A 16,087-nucleotide genomic window follows, 5' to 3' on the forward strand; every position below is an offset into this window, starting at 1 on the left:
TCATATTTTTCTCCTCATTATAATATTGAGAAATATTGTTCATAACCTACATTATAACTCTTATAAAAGTAGACTTAACCTTTCATTTATTGAAAAATACGGGATTTACATTCAGGCATTTTTCAGATTTATCATCAGAAACATTATTTTGATAATTCATACAAAACTAGAAAAATATAATTTTCACACTGATTTCTCACCATAAATTTATTTAAGTTCTATGTTGTCCCCATCATTATCCACTTGGTACATATTCTGTTATATAATGAATTTATAGAATTTACAGAATAAGGAGTCCTTTCATGCTACAACAACTATTCATTTCACCTATTATATCTGTTCAAGCACTACATCCGGGCTATGAAGACCATGCAAGCGACGTGTTTCTTGTTAAAACAGAAACTGAAGAAGTTATTGTTCGTTCCTCAAAAATGACTGAAGAGCCCAACAATGATTTTTGGTGGGGATGTAAAAACCTTTTTGGAATTGATCCAAGGCATGTACATCATTTAGAAACAATACACGCATTATTGAAAAAGCATACTACCTTGCCCATCCCGACTATTTTGCAAAAACATGTTTTAAATGAGCGAGAGTATGTAATCGTCGAAAAACTAACCGGAAATACGCTGCAATCATTTTTCGGACAACCTGATTCTATTTTATTCAGCCTTGGAAAAGGACTAGCAGAAATTCATTCGTTTCAAGCAGAGTTTATAGGAAACCCATCAAATACTTTCCACATTCCACTAGAAGAATTTAAATCTCACATATTAAAAGTCAGTAAAGATCTTGTAAATAGGTTCTATTCCGATAACGCGAGCATCCAAAACACATTTCATACTTTTGAGTCACAGCTATCTTCCTTGCCGTCACCGAAGGAATCTACACTCGTTTTAATTGATATGGATCCTACCCAGTTTTTATCAGATGATCAATCTATTACTGGTTTAGTAGATACAGAAGCTTATGCAATTGCTCCACGAGAGTTTGATTTTATTGGATTAGAATATGTACTTACAGAAAAAGAGGCTCATGCTTTTAAACAAGGTTACGAAACCATTATGCCCATTCCTCGTCTTGAAGAATGTAGACATCCCTATCGATATTTGTACCATTTATTATCTGTTCAGGGCAGTGTGGAGTTAGACAAGTGGTTGCGTCATCCATCCTATTTTTAAATACGAATGAGAGGGATTATGAAATGAATATTGAACAAAAGAAATCTTTAACAGCAAACGAAATTCAGCAAATGAAAGATTTATCTCATATTTGCGGACTACACGATCAAATTGATTACTCGTCAGATTTACATATAAACTTTTTAACTGCCCGTAATATAGAAGTGGTAAATGATTTTCTATTTTATGATGATACTCAATTAATCGGTGCATTAAGTATGTATGACTTTGAGAGACCAACAAAACTGGAGTTAATAGGGTTTGTTCATCCGAACTATAGGAAACAACATATAGGCACTACTCTTTTACAAACCGCAATGAAAGAAATACAAAAAAGAGAGGCAGATGAAGCCCTTCTTATAATTAATGGTGACTCTATTTCAGGGAAATCATTTGCAAAACAAATGAACTTTCCTTATTTATACAGTGAATACGGTATGGAGTTCAAAACAAACGAAGCACAAAAAACAATGAAAAATAATATTAATCTTACTGTTGCATCTTCTGAATTACTTCCTGATCTTATAGAAATCGCTAGTGAAGCTTTTGGAGATTCGGCAGCAAATACATCCACATGGTTACAAAAGATGATGAATTCATCTTCCCATCAAGTTTACAGTGCTCTTATCGATGAAAAAGTGATAGGAACGATTACAGTTACTGAGCAAGAGCAATCTACTACACTATCAGGATTTGCAGTTCATCCTTCTTATCAAGGTAAAGGATATGGTAAAGATATTCTTAGTTATATGGTACATACACTTATTACAGAAGGAGTTTCAACAATTGAACTAGACGTCGAAACGAAAAATAACAATGCTTTAAAACTATATACACAATGTGGTTTTGAAATTATGACAAAGTATGATTATTATAGATTGTTGGAATAGGAGTGACTTTTCTACCGAGGAATCATGTTATTTTAGAGACGAAATTATTACCTCTTTAAAATCTGTAGGATGTAACAATATACAACTACACGGTATAAATAGAACATTTTTCATTTGTCAAAAATAAAAAAACTGAATCATATCGATTCAGTTTTTTCTTATTTTTTTCTTAGTATATTTACAACCGCAGTCGTTTCATCATTTTTTTTATAAACACGTGGAATTCTTCTATCCAACATGCATGTAACTTCATAATTAATTGTACCTAACATATCTGCTATTTCTTCCACCGCAATCTCTTCTTCACCTTGTTTGCCGTAGAATACAACTTCGTCTCCTACTTGTACTGGCATTGCATTTGTAACATCTAGCATAAGCTGATCCATACAAACACGGCCAATTACAGGTACTCGTACTCCGTTTATTAGTGCATGCCCTTTATTAGATAGCTGACGATTATAACCATCAGCATAACCAATCGGTACAGTTGCAATCCATTCTTCGCCCGTTGTTACATAAGTATTCCCATAGCTAACACCACGATTTTTCTTCGCATGTTTAACATGAGCTACTTTTGATTTTAAAGACAACGCTGGCTGTAAGGAAGCAACTGTATGATCCACTTCTCTTGAAGGATACATACCGTAAATTCCAATACCGACACGAACCATATTTTGAAATGTGTTACTAAGTTCCATTGATCCTGCACTGTTTGAACTATGAATATATGGAAAATGAATTCCTAATTCTTCCGCTGTATTTACAGCTTTCTCAAACAATCTTGTTTGCATATTTGTATAAGTTTTATCTATTTCATCGGCGGTAGAGTAATGTGTAAACATCCCTACTACTTCTACATATCGCATACGTTTTAACTCTTCAAAAAACGGTTTAACTTCTTCTTCCTGTAAACCAATACGGCTCATTCCTGTATCAATTTTCACATGAATTCGCACTTTCTTTTGAAGATGGTTTGCAACTTCATCTATACCTTGTAAATCTTCTACTCTATAAACAGTCATCATAACGTCATATTGAATTACATCTTCTACAGCTGCTACTGGTGTATATCCTAAAATTAAAATAGGCACAGTGATTCCAGCTTCTCTTAATTCAATTGCTTCATCTACAAATGCAACTGCAAGTTGGTTTATTCCTGCTTCAATAGCCGATTTCGCAACTTCAACTGCCCCATGACCATACCCATTCGCTTTTACAGCAGCCATCATTGCAATATTTTCATCATTCACACGTTTTTTAAATTCTTTTACATTATGTTTTACCGCATTTAAGTCAACTTCAACAATTGTATCTCTTCCATATTTCAAGCTCATTGGTCTAACTCCTAACTCAATAATTACATTCCATTCTATTTCACGTTTCATATGACCTTTTACAATATAATACTTTTCACTATGCTAGTCAAACTACTAGAATTTTCGGAATTTTGAGTATGATATAATACCCTTAAGAAACTATTATATACGGAGGTGAGAATAATTACAATGTTTGTTCCATCTGCATTGAATCAAGTTAAAATTTCTATCGATACTTCCATTCAAATACTGAACCAATATACTGAAAGTGATTTGAAAATAAAGCCGATTGAATCAAAGCGGTCATTATTTGAAATGTGCACACATCTTTCCCTTATTTTCCATGCTGATTTACTCATATTAAATGGTATTACGGAAAAAGACTTACATACCTTTTATATAGAACAAACACCAGAAACAATTACTCAAATAGCGCAAACGATGATACAAGGGTACGATTTACTTTCTAAAACTTTTTTATCCTATTCCAATGAAGAATTAGCGGAAATTATGACTGCTTATTGGGGTATTTCTTACTCTCGATTCGAATGGTTGCTTGAAATCGTTGCACATTTTTATCATCATCGCGGGCAAATTCATATTTTATTATGTGAGCACGTTAAAGATCCTAACATACCTTTATTTCAATAAAGGTATGTTAGACGACATTAAACTTTTTTAAGGCAAATAAAATACCACCTTCACTCGCCTTCTTTGTAACGAAATCTGCTCTTGTTTTTAACTCTTCTCCACCATTCCCCATCGCAATTCCTAGTCCTACATACTGTAACATCTCAACATCATTTCCACCGTCACCAAAAGCAATTGCTTCTGATTTACAAATTTTCAGATGTTCCAATACCTTTTGAATTGCAGTTAGCTTCGATACTTTACTATCTTCCAACACATTCATAACGTAACCATGAAAACGTTCAAACGTAAGTGCTGGATATCTTTCAAAGAATTTTTGAGCTTCTGTTTCATCAGCATACAGACATACACAATAAATCTCTTCTGATAAGTTTCTAACTTTGTCAGGATACCGCTCTAAATTTAACGTTTCATTTAATGCTCGTATTACACGTTCGTCTTTTGAGGCAATACCATTCATTACAAATTCCTCTGTAAAATAAGAAACACTGTGACCATGTAATTCAGCGAAATTTGAAATATCATGAACAATTCCACTTGAAAGTACCGATTTATGTATAACTTCATCAGCACATTTTATATGTGCACCATTTGCAGAAATAAACGTATTTATGCCCAGCTCTTTAAATTGTGAGCATAAACTATATGGTCTCCCGGTTGTAACAACTACGTGAATTTCTTTATCTATTAACCTTTGTATCGCTTCTTTTGTGCTTTCATGCATACTTCTATCAATCTCACTTAAAAGAGTACCATCCACATCGAAAAATACAACTTTGTACATATCCTCTTACATTCCCTCTAAATGATTTGTATCATTTATAAAATGAATAGTTTTCTGTTTATCCGTAAGTTCAATCAAACTAATTCCCGTATCTCCCATTTTAAAATAATAGTCCATGCTAATTGGCATTTGGAAAAACGCTCGTAAAATACTATTTATTACACCACCGTGTGCAACAATTGCAATTCGGTCATATGTATTCTCTGTCACGATTTTAGAAAAAATTCCTTCTATTCTCATTCTAAATTCAATAAATGATTCCCCGTTTTCAAAACGATCATGAAGAAATTTTGGCTCTGGATATTTTTTCGCTTCTTCAAATGATAACCCTGCTTGTACCCCATTATTAAACTCCATTAATTCTTCTTCTAGTTGAATTGGGCACCCAATTCCTCCTGCTAATGTTTCACCAGTTTCGCGGGCACGTTTTAATGTGCTTGCCCAAATGAAATCTGGCGGGAAATCTGCTTTCACTTTCTGTACAAGTCTTTGCACTTGCTGTCTTCCCTTTTCTGTTAATTCAAAGTCAGCTCGCCCTTCATGTACATTTAAAATATCAGCTTCTGATTCACCGTGGCGTATTAATATTATTTGCATATTCCCCCTACTTCCTCATTTAATATTCACAAGATTCCATTATATCACATTCTTACCTTTCCTAACAAAAAGGAACGGTTTCCCGTTCCTCACCCATTCACTTTCTCCGCATTGTTCCAATAATATTTACTAAACGCTTCCGTCAACACATCAATTGTGTTATATAATTCATCTAATGTATTATCAACACCACCAACTTCAATTAACATCGCATTTTTAGATAAATCTTGATTATAAACGCCATTTCCATCTTTTTTATACTTTGGAAAGATTCCTCTGCTTAATCCGTAATAGTTTTCATCTAAATAACTATTGATTGCTCTTGCAATTTTTTCATTTTCAGCACGCCCTTCATTTTCCATCCCAATTATAAAATATAATCTTGCATACGATTTCCCGTTAATTACTTTTGTTGTTACCTTCTTCCGCTGATCATCACGGTGTATATCAATCGGAAACGCAATTTTATTATTTTGTGCTAATGTTTCTTTTACATATTCATGAGACGCTTTATATGATTGCGGCCATTTCCATTTTTTACTCGCTAATAAATCCCCCATATTCGTTTTATCATGAACTACCGGAATTCCTTGTCCTTCAAGTTGTTCTTTCATCCGTTTCCCTAGTAAGGACACATTTACATCTGGACTTGATGGATCGGTAGCCCCTGGTAATAACGGAAAGAAAGATTCCCAGCTATGTGTATGATAAATATATACTGCACTTTCACCTTTTTTCGCTCCGTTCTTTTTCTGAACCGGATTATTCTTTTCAGCTTCTGTAACTTTATCTTTTGCTACTTCTCGCTCTTTCGTTACTTCTTCAATCGGTACACTAGATTCATTTGGGATATTCGTAAAGTTTGTCCCTTCCCCAGCTACGATAATGTTAGAGTAATACTTTGACATACCAGGCACTTCTTTACCGACAAACGTTCTTAAATCTTTAATTTTCAAATCCGTCGCAATCGAGAACATTAAATTTCCAAATGACTCCCTTTTATTCTGCTTAAAATAATCAAATCCGTAATAGCGATTCTCACTTTCTAGCATTTGAACAAAACCTTGCATCGATACTTTTCCAAACCATTGATTCGCGTAATTCGATTTCATTGTATGTAAAAGCGACGTCAAAATCGACGCAATAATAATTGTGACTAGTGCATATAGAAAGAGTAATGAGATTAGTTTCTTCCCATGTATACGGGTTGCATACTTCTTCACTGTATCACCTTCTTTATACATGGATATGTACAAGCCTTTCGTAATATACGCAAAAAAAAAAGAGAAATGGCAGCCCATTTCTCTTCCTCACTCTTATTGTTTTTCTGTATCTGACGAAGGTAATTTCTTCGTTTGTTTCTCTTTAAAGATTTCCCCAATTGCCCCAAGAGTACCAAGTGTTTCAATTGCATTAGACGGAATAAAGACTTTATTCGCTGGTCCTTTTGCAACCTCAATCAATGATTCAAATGATTTATAAGCAAGTACGCGCTCATCTAAATCTGCTGCACGAAGTAACTCAATTCGATTTTGTTCTGCTTTTGCAATTTCCTCAATCGCTCTTGCTTCCCCTTGCGCTTCTAATTCTTTCGCTTCTCGTATACCTTCCGCTTCACGAATACGTGCTTCTTTATCCCCTTCAGCCATTAAAATTTTACTTTGTTTTTCCCCTTCAGCACGAAGGACTTTATCTTGTTTCGCTGCTTCAGCTTCTAAAATGATCGCACGTTTATTACGTTCTGCTTTCATTTGTTTTTCCATTGATACTTGCACATCTTTTGGTGGATTAATATCGACTATTTCGACACGTTCAATACGAACGCCCCATTTTTCTGTCGCTTCATCAAGTGCTAAACGAATTTCTGTTGAAATTTTTTCACGACCTGATAATGTTTCATCAAGCTCCATTTTACCAATAATTTGACGCATTGTTGCAGATGTAATATTACGAACACCATATTCATAGTTTGAAATACCATATGTCGCAAGCTCTGGTTCAACAATTTGATAGAAAATAATTGTATCAATTTCTACTTGTACATTATCTTTCGTTATTACCTTTTGTGGTGGTACATTCGTTTGTTGAATACGTAAATCGTGATATACACGAACGCGGTCTACAATTGGGATTAGAATATTTAATCCTGGGTGCATAATCCGTTGAAATTTACCAAACCTTTCAACGACCCCAACTTTTTGCTGAGAAATAATTTTAATTGTCAATGCAATAAATACAACGACAATCAATGCGAAAATAATCGTTAACGTTAATGCTACTGCCATATTTATTCACTCTCCTTTTTCACTTGTAAAATAGTACTATGCCTCTGTATAACAACGACTTTTTCTCCAGCATCAATAGGAGTATCCGAAATAGCTGTCCAAGTATCTCCATCCACTTTCACAATACCGTTCACTTCGCTTGTAATCGTTTGCATAACAATTCCCTTTTTACCAACAAGTTTATCTACTGTATCAGTAAAACCTTTTGCTTCTCGAAAGTTTTTAGAAATTCTTTTCGTAAAGAAAGTCAATGTTAAACTTACAATCGCCCCAACAACAACTTGTAAAAATAGTGCATCAGGAGCAAACAAAGCAATAAGACCTCCGACAACAGCTCCAATTCCAAGCCAAAGCATGTAAAACGTAATCGACAACATTTCTGCAATAAATAAAATACCCGCTATTATAAACCAAATCACCCATCCAGCCATATGCAACCCTCACTTTCTTTCTCATTTTCTATATGTATATGAAGAAAAGAATGGTTTATCCGCCCTTTCTCATAGAGGGGGCGTTTGCTACAAGCTATTATATGTATTCGCTGTTACAACAAGCATTAATAAAATGCTATATTAATATATTCTTCATTATACACGAAAATCCCTTTCAAAAAATGACAAAAAATTTAATTCTTTCAAAAATATAACTTACAGATTATAATAATTAAAATTAAAAGCAGTATTGATTTGAAAGGTGGTATTCTTATTGCCTAAACGTTCACTAACTTACTATTTGGGCTCCAAAATATGCATTACTCTCGCTGACATTGTATACATAATGATTATTACAACTCACATCTATATCACAACTAGATCAGCTACAATTACTGCTCTTTTTCCATTATTACAGGTTATCACAAATCTTATCGCGAACACCTCTGCACCACTTATAATGAATCGGTTTCCATCTTATTCATTGCTATATACTCTACAATGGATTAAAACAGCTCTTTTAATATTGTTAATGATATTATTTCCTATACTATCAACAAACATTTCTGCTCTTTTAACTTTTGTTATTTTCATTTCATTATGTAGTGGCTGGAGCGCTCCTCTACTATACGCCGTTATCCCGCGCTTAACACCACAAGAAAAATTAGTAAAAGTAAATAGTGTCTTTTCCTTTTCAACACAAATTATACAAGCCGCTGCATACTCATTTACAAGCATAATTGTTCTTCTCATTGGCGTTACTTCGACACTCATGATTAATAACATATTGATGATTTTCGGATGTATTACATTACACCTTTCATTACAATCTATACAAGCTGAACGAGTAGCAGAACCCACTTCTTCGAAAACTACTGCATTATTAGAAGGATGGAAACTGTTATTTCAACACCCGTCTCTGCGCATCGTTACAATTATGGACTTAATTGAAACTTTCGCAGGGACGATATGGATCGGTGCTATTACGATGGCATATGTAACGACTGTTCTTCATAAAGGCGAAGATTGGTGGGGATATATTAACACAAGTTATTACGTCGGCACATTAATTGGTGGGATATTAGCGTGGAAAATGAGTACATATATTCAAAAAAATTTAATACGCTCCATGGCGATAGGCTCTCTTATGTTTAGTATTCTTACATTTTTATATGGTATGACAAGTAGCGGATTTATTGCTCTATTTCTTTGTGTTCTAATGGGGCCATGTTATCAAATTAGAGATATTTCTCAAACGACGGTTTTACAATCAAGCGTCACTCCTTCTTTATTATCGAAGATGTATACAGCTCATGGTGCACTTCTCTCGACAGCTTCTGGTCTTTCTATGCTTAGCGTTGGAATTATTACTGATATGTTCGGCGTTCGTACTATTTATATTATCGCCGCTTTTCTTATTTTATGTTCTGCTTGTTTATCCTTTAACTTATTAAAATATCAGAAGACGGAGCAGAAAGATATTTCACTTTAATCATTAAAACAAAAAGGACAGGAATTCCTGTCCTTTTTGTTTATTCTATTCATGACAAGTTGGGAATCTTCCTATGTTTTGTCGCTTGTTCAAAAGCATATGCTAGTTTAATTAATGCCCCTTCACTAAAAGCAGCACTTGCAAGAGTAATTCCAAAAGGCCTCCCATTATCCATATATCCCGCAGGCATTGCTATAGACGGATAACCTGCTTTCGCACATATAGTAGATCCTATATAAGAAGGGAACAGTATCGCATCCAGGTTATATTTTTCCAACGCAAAATCAATACCTTGTTTTTGCGAAAAAAATATATCTTCTAATCTTGCGTTTAAATATTCTGGATTTCTTAACGTATTAGGAAAATCTTTTCTTTTTTCTAACTTAGTTTGTCCATATTTCAAAGCTCTTTCTGCTATGTTTTTATTAAACTCCATTAACTCCGAAATAGAATGTACTGGAATAGTAGAAGGTAATTTAGAAAGATAGTTATCCAAGCTGTGCTTCAGCTCATAAAGTGGAACTCCCCAACTCCATTCCCTATGAAAAGACGGAATATCAATATCTTCTACTACTGTCGCTCCCTCACTACGTAATACTTGGATCGTTTCCTCAAACAATTTTTCATCGTACTCACCATTTTCGTAATAGTCTTTTGGAGCATTGTTAAATACGCCAATCTTTGCTCCCTTTAATCCATTTACATCGAGATAAGGTGTATAATCTTGATATGCCATTCCTTCACTTTTATGAGTGGCTACATCCATCTCATCCACTCCCGTTAAGTTCCCTAATAGAATTGCAGCATCCGTTACCGTTCTAGCAAATGGCCCAGCTGTATCTTGTGAATAAGTGAAAGGAATAATTCCACTACGACTAATTAACCCAACAGTCAGCTTAATACCTACAACCGAGTTTTGAACAGCTGGGCTCAAAATAGAAGCATCTGTCTCTGTTCCAACGGATAATACAGTAAAGTTAGCAGCAACTGCAACGGCAGATCCTGTACTCGATCCACCAACAAACATATCATCCTTTCCTGTACCGTAAGGATTAATCGTTTGACCGCCTCTAGCGCTATATCCAGCCCACATTTCAAAAGACATTGCATTTGCTAGTTCTGTCATATTTGTTTTACCTATTATAATTGCTCCTGCTTCTCGAAGTTTTGTAACGAGAAATGCATCTTCACTACTTATATTTTGTTCCAGGGCAATCGTACCTGCACTTGTATGCATTGAGTCATTCGTTTCAATATTATCCTTAAGTAAAACAGGGATACCATGTAATAGGCCTCTTACACCTTTTGTCTTTCTTTCATGATCTAGCGCTTCTGCAATAAAGATAGCATCTGGATTAATTTCTAAAATAGAATTAATTTTTGGTCCATCTTGATCATATTTTGCGATTCTATGGAGGTAATACATAACTAATTCTTTTGAAGTTAATTGCCCAGCTTCCATCGCTGCTTGTATATCATGAATTGTTAATTCTTTTTGCAATAGTGTATTGAACTGAATTTCCATCGTCATTCTCCTTCTATAAAGACTTTTATTGCTAACATGTATCTATTACTTTTTCATTTTCTCCGCTCCTCGCATAAACAGCTACAATCCCTTTAAAGAAATTCAACTCACCAGTTTAAAAACCTTTAATTTCCAGAGAAATAAAAAGAGTCTGAAACGAATACAATATCGCCTCAGACTCTTTTTATTATTTTACATATACCTCTTCTAACAAATGTAAAAACTCGCCTTGTTTACCTGCTAATTCAGGGCATTTGTTAATATCAACCCATTCATAACAAAATACTAAACCTTTGTCTTCCTCACCAGCACTTACTATATGTTCCCACGTATCTTTCACATCTGTTAATAATGAAATGTGGAAAAAATGACGTTTTTGATATTCCTTTTTTTCTTTCATATAAATAATGTAATCAGAAAGGAAGCGCTCGATACAAAAATGGCGTAGTCCTGACTCTTCTTGTACTTCACGTAAAATTGCTGCCTCTAACGTTTCGCCTTCATCTACCGTCCCGCCTGGCACTTGGATACCAGCCTCTCGTATATCACGATGTTTAAAAACGAGTAGTTGCATAACCCCTTCTTTTTCTCTCGTAATATATGCATGTACCTTTTTCTTATATAACATCGTCATCTTAGCCCTCTCCCCTCAATTCATTACTGCGTTACTTCTTCAATCGTTAGTTGGTTTTCATATAAATATGTAGCTTGCGGATTCCCAACATAACGTACATGCCACGGTTCATAACGATAACCGGTAATCCCTTCTTTCTCTTTCGTATATCGAATAACAAAACCAAACTTATGGGCATTTTCAGAAAGCCACTTTCCTTCTTTCGTCTCCCCAAAAACAGTTTCTAGCTGAAATTTAGCAGATTGAGATGTAATATCCATAGCTAGTCCTGTTTGATGTTCACTCGTACCAGGGACTGCACTAGACATCGCTGTCTTTGCTTCTCCATCTTGTCTTTTATACATTGTATTTAATGCTTTTTGTCGATCAAAAGATCTAAATCCAGAGACTGCAAAAAGGAAAATCCGCTCATTATTGGCTTGCTGAAACATTTCCTCAAGTGCCACCGCTGCCTCTTTCCTCATCTTTTTCTTCTCTTGATCACCTTCACTAGAGTAACGTACTTTCGGAACAACTAAATCTGGCGGTCTATACCCATCTGGTAAACGCCTATTTTTATTCACAAGTACAAGCATCGAACTTGGATTACTAATGACTGCGATATCCCCATCCATATTAGCAATCGTTTCTTTAGCTTTCGGAAATATATTGTTTACATTTACTTCCTTCGCCTCTTGCTCCTTGTACATCTTATAATTTATTCCTGCTACTCCAATGATCAGTATCATTGCTACGATACCAAGTAGTGCCCATCTTTTTTTCATATAACGACCTCTTATTTTAATAATTTGGCCATTTCATACTCATCGATACCTTTTCCATCGATGATAAGAGCAGATTTTTTGACACCTTCTTGTTCAAATCCAATTTTGCTATATAGTGCCTGAGCTCTTGTATTGTGGGCCATTACCGTTAATTCTAAACGCCATACATCATGTAATCTTGCCCACTTCTCTACTTCTTTAAACAAACTCGTTCCAATACCTCGGCCACTATACTCTTGCAAAATGCCAATTACAATGCCTGCCACATGTCTCTTTCTTTGAATATTATTTCCATCAACTAAAATAAACCCTACTATTCTCTCTTCTTCAACTGCTACAAATATTGTCGCATATTCATTTTCTATAAAACGGTGGACCATCTTTTCTTGTTGCTCTACTGTAGTTTTTCGTTCTCCTGGTTCGTATAACATAAATTTCGTTTCTTCATCTAATTGCTTACTTAATTGTAAAAATGATGCTGCATCTTCTACTCTAATCTCACGTATCACCTTAATCCCCTACCCATTCTGTTAGTTAAAAATTTTCCTTGTGAAAAGATTTTCTATATTTTTGCGAAAATCCCTTTCTAATTCTCCTATTATAAATAGACAAATTTCGATATTACTATAGCAATTACAAATTATGTCTATAATGTGACATCTTTTCATCCTCATTTCATGACAAACAAAAAACGTAAGCTGTACACTTACGTTTTCCCCCAATTGATGTAGGCTGATAACCATCGGCAATGCCTACCACTAATTCAAATTTCACTTTATCCATTCACTTTTTCTGCTTGCCAAAAATATTCACCAAATGCCTTAGCAAGTGCATCAATTGATCGATTTAATTCTTCCTCTGTATTATCTACCCCGCCAACTTCAATTAATATCGCTTGTCCTGATAGGTCTTGATTGTAGACTCCATTTCCTGTTTGGAATCCTTTTTGAATTACACCACGGCTCATTCCCGGATATTTCTTACTAATCGTCTCATGTAACGCAGTTGCTAATTGTAAGTTTTTTTCATAGTTTTTGTTACCTTTCCCAATTACAAAAGCAAGCTTTGCATATGATTTATCTCCAATTGTTTTTGTCGTGACATTTTTCCGTGCACTATCACGGTGCAAATCGAAAAAATATTGGAGTTCTTTATTACCAGCCATCGCTTCTTGTACAATTTCTCGTGACAGTTTATAAGAACTATTACTATTTAATCCTTTACTTATTAATTTTTGACCAACATCAGTTTTATCGTTAGTAGCACCGATCCCTTCACTTTCTAACTGTTCTCGCAATCGATCGCCAACTATTGAAATATTCGTTACAGAACTCGTTGCTTTATTTGGATTTGGATCATTCGTTAAGTTAAGTAACGGCAAATAAGATTCCCAGCTATGTGAATGATAAATCAATGCAACTTGTCTTTTTCCAGTCGTTTGAGCTGGTTGTTTCTTCTCTTTATTCGGATCAGGCTTAGGAACTTGTCCAGCTTCTCCAGTCCGTTCCTTCACTACTTCTTCAAGAGGAACACTCGATTCTATCGGTAAGTTGGAATAATTTGTTCCTTCACCTGCTATAACGATTTCTGTATCATATTTCCCAAATCCCGGAAGTTCTTTCCCGACAAAACTACGTACATCATCAAAACGAATATTCGTAGCCATCGAAAAGAGGAATGAAGAAATAGAAAAGTCTTGATTCAAATTCCGGTACTCCTGTGTAAAATAATGATTCTCTTTCCCAATAACGTACATGTAACCATTCATTGATAACTCATTTAACCAATTATATAAATACGTTGACTTTGTCTCTTTCATGGAAGTTACCATTACACTAATAAGAAAGAAAGTCGCTAATACCGTAGTAATAATAAATATAATTAACTTGCGTACACTTGTTAATTTCACGTAAAAAAAGCCTCGATTCATACTATCACCCTCTCTATTTCAAGTTATGTACAAGCTCTAGAGAATAGACCGCTTAAATTCCGGCTATATTGTTAATGAGGTGAAATGAATTGAAGCTACTAATAGGAACATTACCAATCGTCTTATCATTTATTTTTTATTTGTTTGCTTTACATCCTAAAATTCGTATTGTGCTACATATTTCCGCATACTTAGCACTGTATGTACTCGGGACAATTATTTCTATTAATATATATGATGTTTTAATACAAAATTTAGTTTTCATGACAAGCATTCATGGAATTTTACTAAATCCACTTTTTCTACTTGCAGGAGCGTATATAGGGATATACACTTTGTACTTAATTTTATCTCAAATTATTACGAAACTAATGAATTCCAAAAATGGAGTGTAACGAAATGCAGCCACCATTCATCTGTCATAAATGTAAAAAAAGAATAACGAGAAGAAAAGATCTTATTACCTCTACATGGCATTTCCGCTTTTATTTGTTTCACAACACTTGTTTCAAAAATCAGCAATTATTTGTCTCACGTTTTATTCCTATAAATACACTCTTTGGTTTCTTTCTTATTACATATGGGCTTATTGCTGGCAGCATTCTAATGTTCACGGAGCCCTCTATCAATTGGCTTATTTTTTTGCTTCCTATTTTATATCGGTTTCTTTCATATTATTACGTTGAACGTTTTTTCTGTAAATAACTAGTAGATTGACCTCTGGGAATGCTTAAACACTCCCATTCATTTTCTTTTAACATTTTACCAATGTAAATGATTTGTCCAATATGTAAAGCATAATGAGAAATTTGCCTTTCGATCGCTTGCATGACAGTGTGTTCTTCTCCACGAATGTATACTTTCTGCAAAATCTGCTCTGCTGTTAAAGTATCCATCGTTTTAAAAACATACTCCCACCCTTCTTGCCACGCAGCAAGCGCTTCTTGTTTTGAATTGTAGCCACCTTCAAATTCACCATCTCGGTTACGATCTATTTTTTCGCCATCAGACGTTAAAAATTCCGTCCATCTTGAACGCATATTACCATGCAAATGTTTCATTATAATCGCTATGCTATTTGTTTCTTCATGAGAAGACCATTGTATTTGTTCGTATGATAATTGAGAAAGTACCCGTTCTCCTTGTTGCTTTGTTGTTTTGAAATTAGAAATGGCACATTGTAAATATTCTCGTCCGATATCCATATTAGCCCCTACCTTCACACTAACTAATTTTTGTTCCATTTGGCAGTTCCATATTAGGCTGAAGCAACACAACATCACCAGCTTCAGGAACTCCACCTAATACAAGCACTTCCGATTTAAATCCAGCTACACGCTTTGGCGGAAAATTTACAACAGCAACAATTTGCTGACCGATTAAGTCTTCTGGATTATATCTCTTCGTAATTTGAGCACTTGACTGCTTGACCCCAAGCTCCCCAAAATCAATTTCTAGTTTAATCGCTGGCACTCTCGCTTCTTTAAATTCCTCTGCCTGTGTTACTGTTCCAATTCTTACATCAAAAGTTAAAAAATCTTCAAAATTAGCCATTTTATCATTCCTCCCAATTATTACTTAGACAAAATACAAAAATCCCCTTTAAA

19 protein-coding genes and 1 pseudogene are annotated in these 16,087 nt (G+C 34.7%); 7 read left to right on the plus strand and 13 right to left on the minus strand.

The window, feature by feature from the left end; genetic code table 11:
- Positions 1–302 precede the first annotated feature (302 nt).
- The 3 genes and pseudogenes from DN408_RS25390 to DN408_RS32565 all read left to right on the plus strand — a co-directional run.
- Positions 303–1,181: a phosphotransferase gene (locus DN408_RS25390; protein ID WP_078178811.1), complete on the plus strand. Its 879-nt coding sequence runs from the start codon at positions 303–305 to the stop codon at positions 1,179–1,181.
- 23 nt (positions 1,182–1,204) lie between these two features.
- On the plus strand, positions 1,205–2,071 hold the full coding sequence (locus DN408_RS25395; RefSeq protein WP_078178812.1) for a GNAT family N-acetyltransferase: 867 nt from the start codon (positions 1,205–1,207) through the stop codon (positions 2,069–2,071).
- Positions 2,064–2,198, plus strand: a pseudogene (locus DN408_RS32565) (class I SAM-dependent methyltransferase); the annotation flags it as partial. The gene DN408_RS25395 and the pseudogene DN408_RS32565, both read left to right, overlap by 8 nt.
- Before the next feature lie 31 nt (positions 2,199–2,229).
- Here DN408_RS32565 and alr read toward each other — a convergent pair.
- Positions 2,230–3,405 carry an alanine racemase gene (alr, locus tag DN408_RS25405; RefSeq protein WP_078178821.1) on the minus strand — a complete coding sequence of 392 codons (1,176 nt, stop codon included), beginning with the start codon at positions 3,403–3,405 and terminating at the stop codon, positions 2,230–2,232.
- Positions 3,406–3,576: 171 nt separating this feature from the next.
- Here alr and DN408_RS25410 point away from each other — a divergent pair, with 171 nt between their 5' ends.
- The gene (locus DN408_RS25410; RefSeq protein ID WP_078178813.1) at positions 3,577–4,038 is read left to right on the plus strand and encodes a DinB family protein; all 462 of its coding nucleotides are present in this window, start codon (positions 3,577–3,579) and stop codon (positions 4,036–4,038) included.
- A 7-nt stretch (positions 4,039–4,045) separates the two neighbouring features.
- On the opposite strand, the gene DN408_RS25415 is transcribed toward DN408_RS25410, so the two are convergent.
- From DN408_RS25415 to DN408_RS25435, 5 genes are all read right to left on the minus strand, one after another.
- Positions 4,046–4,822 carry a Cof-type HAD-IIB family hydrolase gene (locus DN408_RS25415; protein WP_002086022.1) on the minus strand — a complete coding sequence of 259 codons (777 nt, stop codon included), beginning with the start codon at positions 4,820–4,822 and terminating at the stop codon, positions 4,046–4,048.
- A 6-nt stretch (positions 4,823–4,828) separates the two neighbouring features.
- Entirely contained in the window at positions 4,829–5,419 is a 591-nt protein-coding gene (locus DN408_RS25420) for a histidine phosphatase family protein (protein WP_002127021.1), read from the minus strand.
- A gap of 89 nt (positions 5,420–5,508) precedes the next feature.
- Positions 5,509–6,720, minus strand: coding sequence for a stage II sporulation protein P (gene spoIIP, locus DN408_RS25425; protein ID WP_307840645.1), 1,212 nt, complete (start codon positions 6,718–6,720; stop codon positions 5,509–5,511).
- A gap of 15 nt (positions 6,721–6,735) precedes the next feature.
- Positions 6,736–7,704: an SPFH domain-containing protein gene (locus DN408_RS25430; protein WP_078178814.1), complete on the minus strand. Its 969-nt coding sequence runs from the start codon at positions 7,702–7,704 to the stop codon at positions 6,736–6,738.
- Between the two features lie 2 nt (positions 7,705–7,706).
- Positions 7,707–8,135, minus strand: a complete 429-nt coding sequence (locus DN408_RS25435; protein WP_002012470.1) for an NfeD family protein — start codon at positions 8,133–8,135, stop codon at positions 7,707–7,709.
- Between the two features lie 274 nt (positions 8,136–8,409).
- On the opposite strand from DN408_RS25435, the gene DN408_RS25440 reads away from it, so the two are divergent.
- A complete protein-coding gene (locus DN408_RS25440) occupies positions 8,410–9,627 on the plus strand; it encodes an MFS transporter (protein ID WP_002168568.1) in 1,218 nt (405 codons plus the stop codon).
- 49 nt (positions 9,628–9,676) lie between these two features.
- Here the strand turns inward: DN408_RS25440 and DN408_RS25445 are convergent, their stop codons facing one another.
- From DN408_RS25445 to spoIIP (DN408_RS25470), 5 genes are all read right to left on the minus strand, one after another.
- Positions 9,677–11,152, minus strand: a complete 1,476-nt coding sequence (locus DN408_RS25445) for an amidase family protein (RefSeq protein ID WP_147740430.1) — start codon at positions 11,150–11,152, stop codon at positions 9,677–9,679.
- A 187-nt stretch (positions 11,153–11,339) separates the two neighbouring features.
- Positions 11,340–11,786, minus strand: coding sequence for an NUDIX hydrolase (locus DN408_RS25450; protein ID WP_002127013.1), 447 nt, complete (start codon positions 11,784–11,786; stop codon positions 11,340–11,342).
- A 23-nt stretch (positions 11,787–11,809) separates the two neighbouring features.
- On the minus strand, positions 11,810–12,550 hold the full coding sequence (locus DN408_RS25455) for a M15 family metallopeptidase (RefSeq protein WP_002031537.1): 741 nt from the start codon (positions 12,548–12,550) through the stop codon (positions 11,810–11,812).
- Between the two features lie 11 nt (positions 12,551–12,561).
- Positions 12,562–13,059 carry a GNAT family N-acetyltransferase gene (locus DN408_RS25460; protein WP_002127012.1) on the minus strand — a complete coding sequence of 166 codons (498 nt, stop codon included), beginning with the start codon at positions 13,057–13,059 and terminating at the stop codon, positions 12,562–12,564.
- A gap of 266 nt (positions 13,060–13,325) precedes the next feature.
- On the minus strand, positions 13,326–14,480 hold the full coding sequence (gene spoIIP, locus DN408_RS25470; RefSeq protein WP_002127011.1) for a stage II sporulation protein SpoIIP: 1,155 nt from the start codon (positions 14,478–14,480) through the stop codon (positions 13,326–13,328).
- Between the two features lie 89 nt (positions 14,481–14,569).
- On the opposite strand from spoIIP (DN408_RS25470), the gene DN408_RS25475 reads away from it, so the two are divergent.
- Positions 14,570–14,875 (plus strand): hypothetical protein, encoded by a 306-nt coding sequence (locus DN408_RS25475; protein ID WP_002127010.1) that lies wholly within the window; start codon positions 14,570–14,572, stop codon positions 14,873–14,875.
- Between the two features lie 4 nt (positions 14,876–14,879).
- On the plus strand, positions 14,880–15,185 hold the full coding sequence (locus DN408_RS32225) for a permease (RefSeq protein WP_078178819.1): 306 nt from the start codon (positions 14,880–14,882) through the stop codon (positions 15,183–15,185).
- Here DN408_RS32225 and DN408_RS25485 read toward each other — a convergent pair.
- Both DN408_RS25485 and csaA read right to left on the minus strand, forming a co-directional pair.
- On the minus strand, positions 15,158–15,724 hold the full coding sequence (locus tag DN408_RS25485; RefSeq protein WP_002168571.1) for a DUF1572 domain-containing protein: 567 nt from the start codon (positions 15,722–15,724) through the stop codon (positions 15,158–15,160). The two genes, DN408_RS32225 and DN408_RS25485, sit on opposite strands and share 28 nt — an antisense overlap.
- Positions 15,705–16,034: a chaperone CsaA gene (csaA, locus tag DN408_RS25490; RefSeq protein ID WP_001263027.1), complete on the minus strand. Its 330-nt coding sequence runs from the start codon at positions 16,032–16,034 to the stop codon at positions 15,705–15,707. Before csaA ends, DN408_RS25485 begins: the two co-directional genes overlap by 20 nt.
- Positions 16,035–16,087 lie beyond the last annotated feature (53 nt).

The organism is Bacillus sp. AR13-1 (assembly GCF_008042285.1).
Taxonomy (GTDB): Bacteria; Bacillota; Bacilli; order Bacillales; family Bacillaceae_G; genus Bacillus_A; species Bacillus_A mycoides.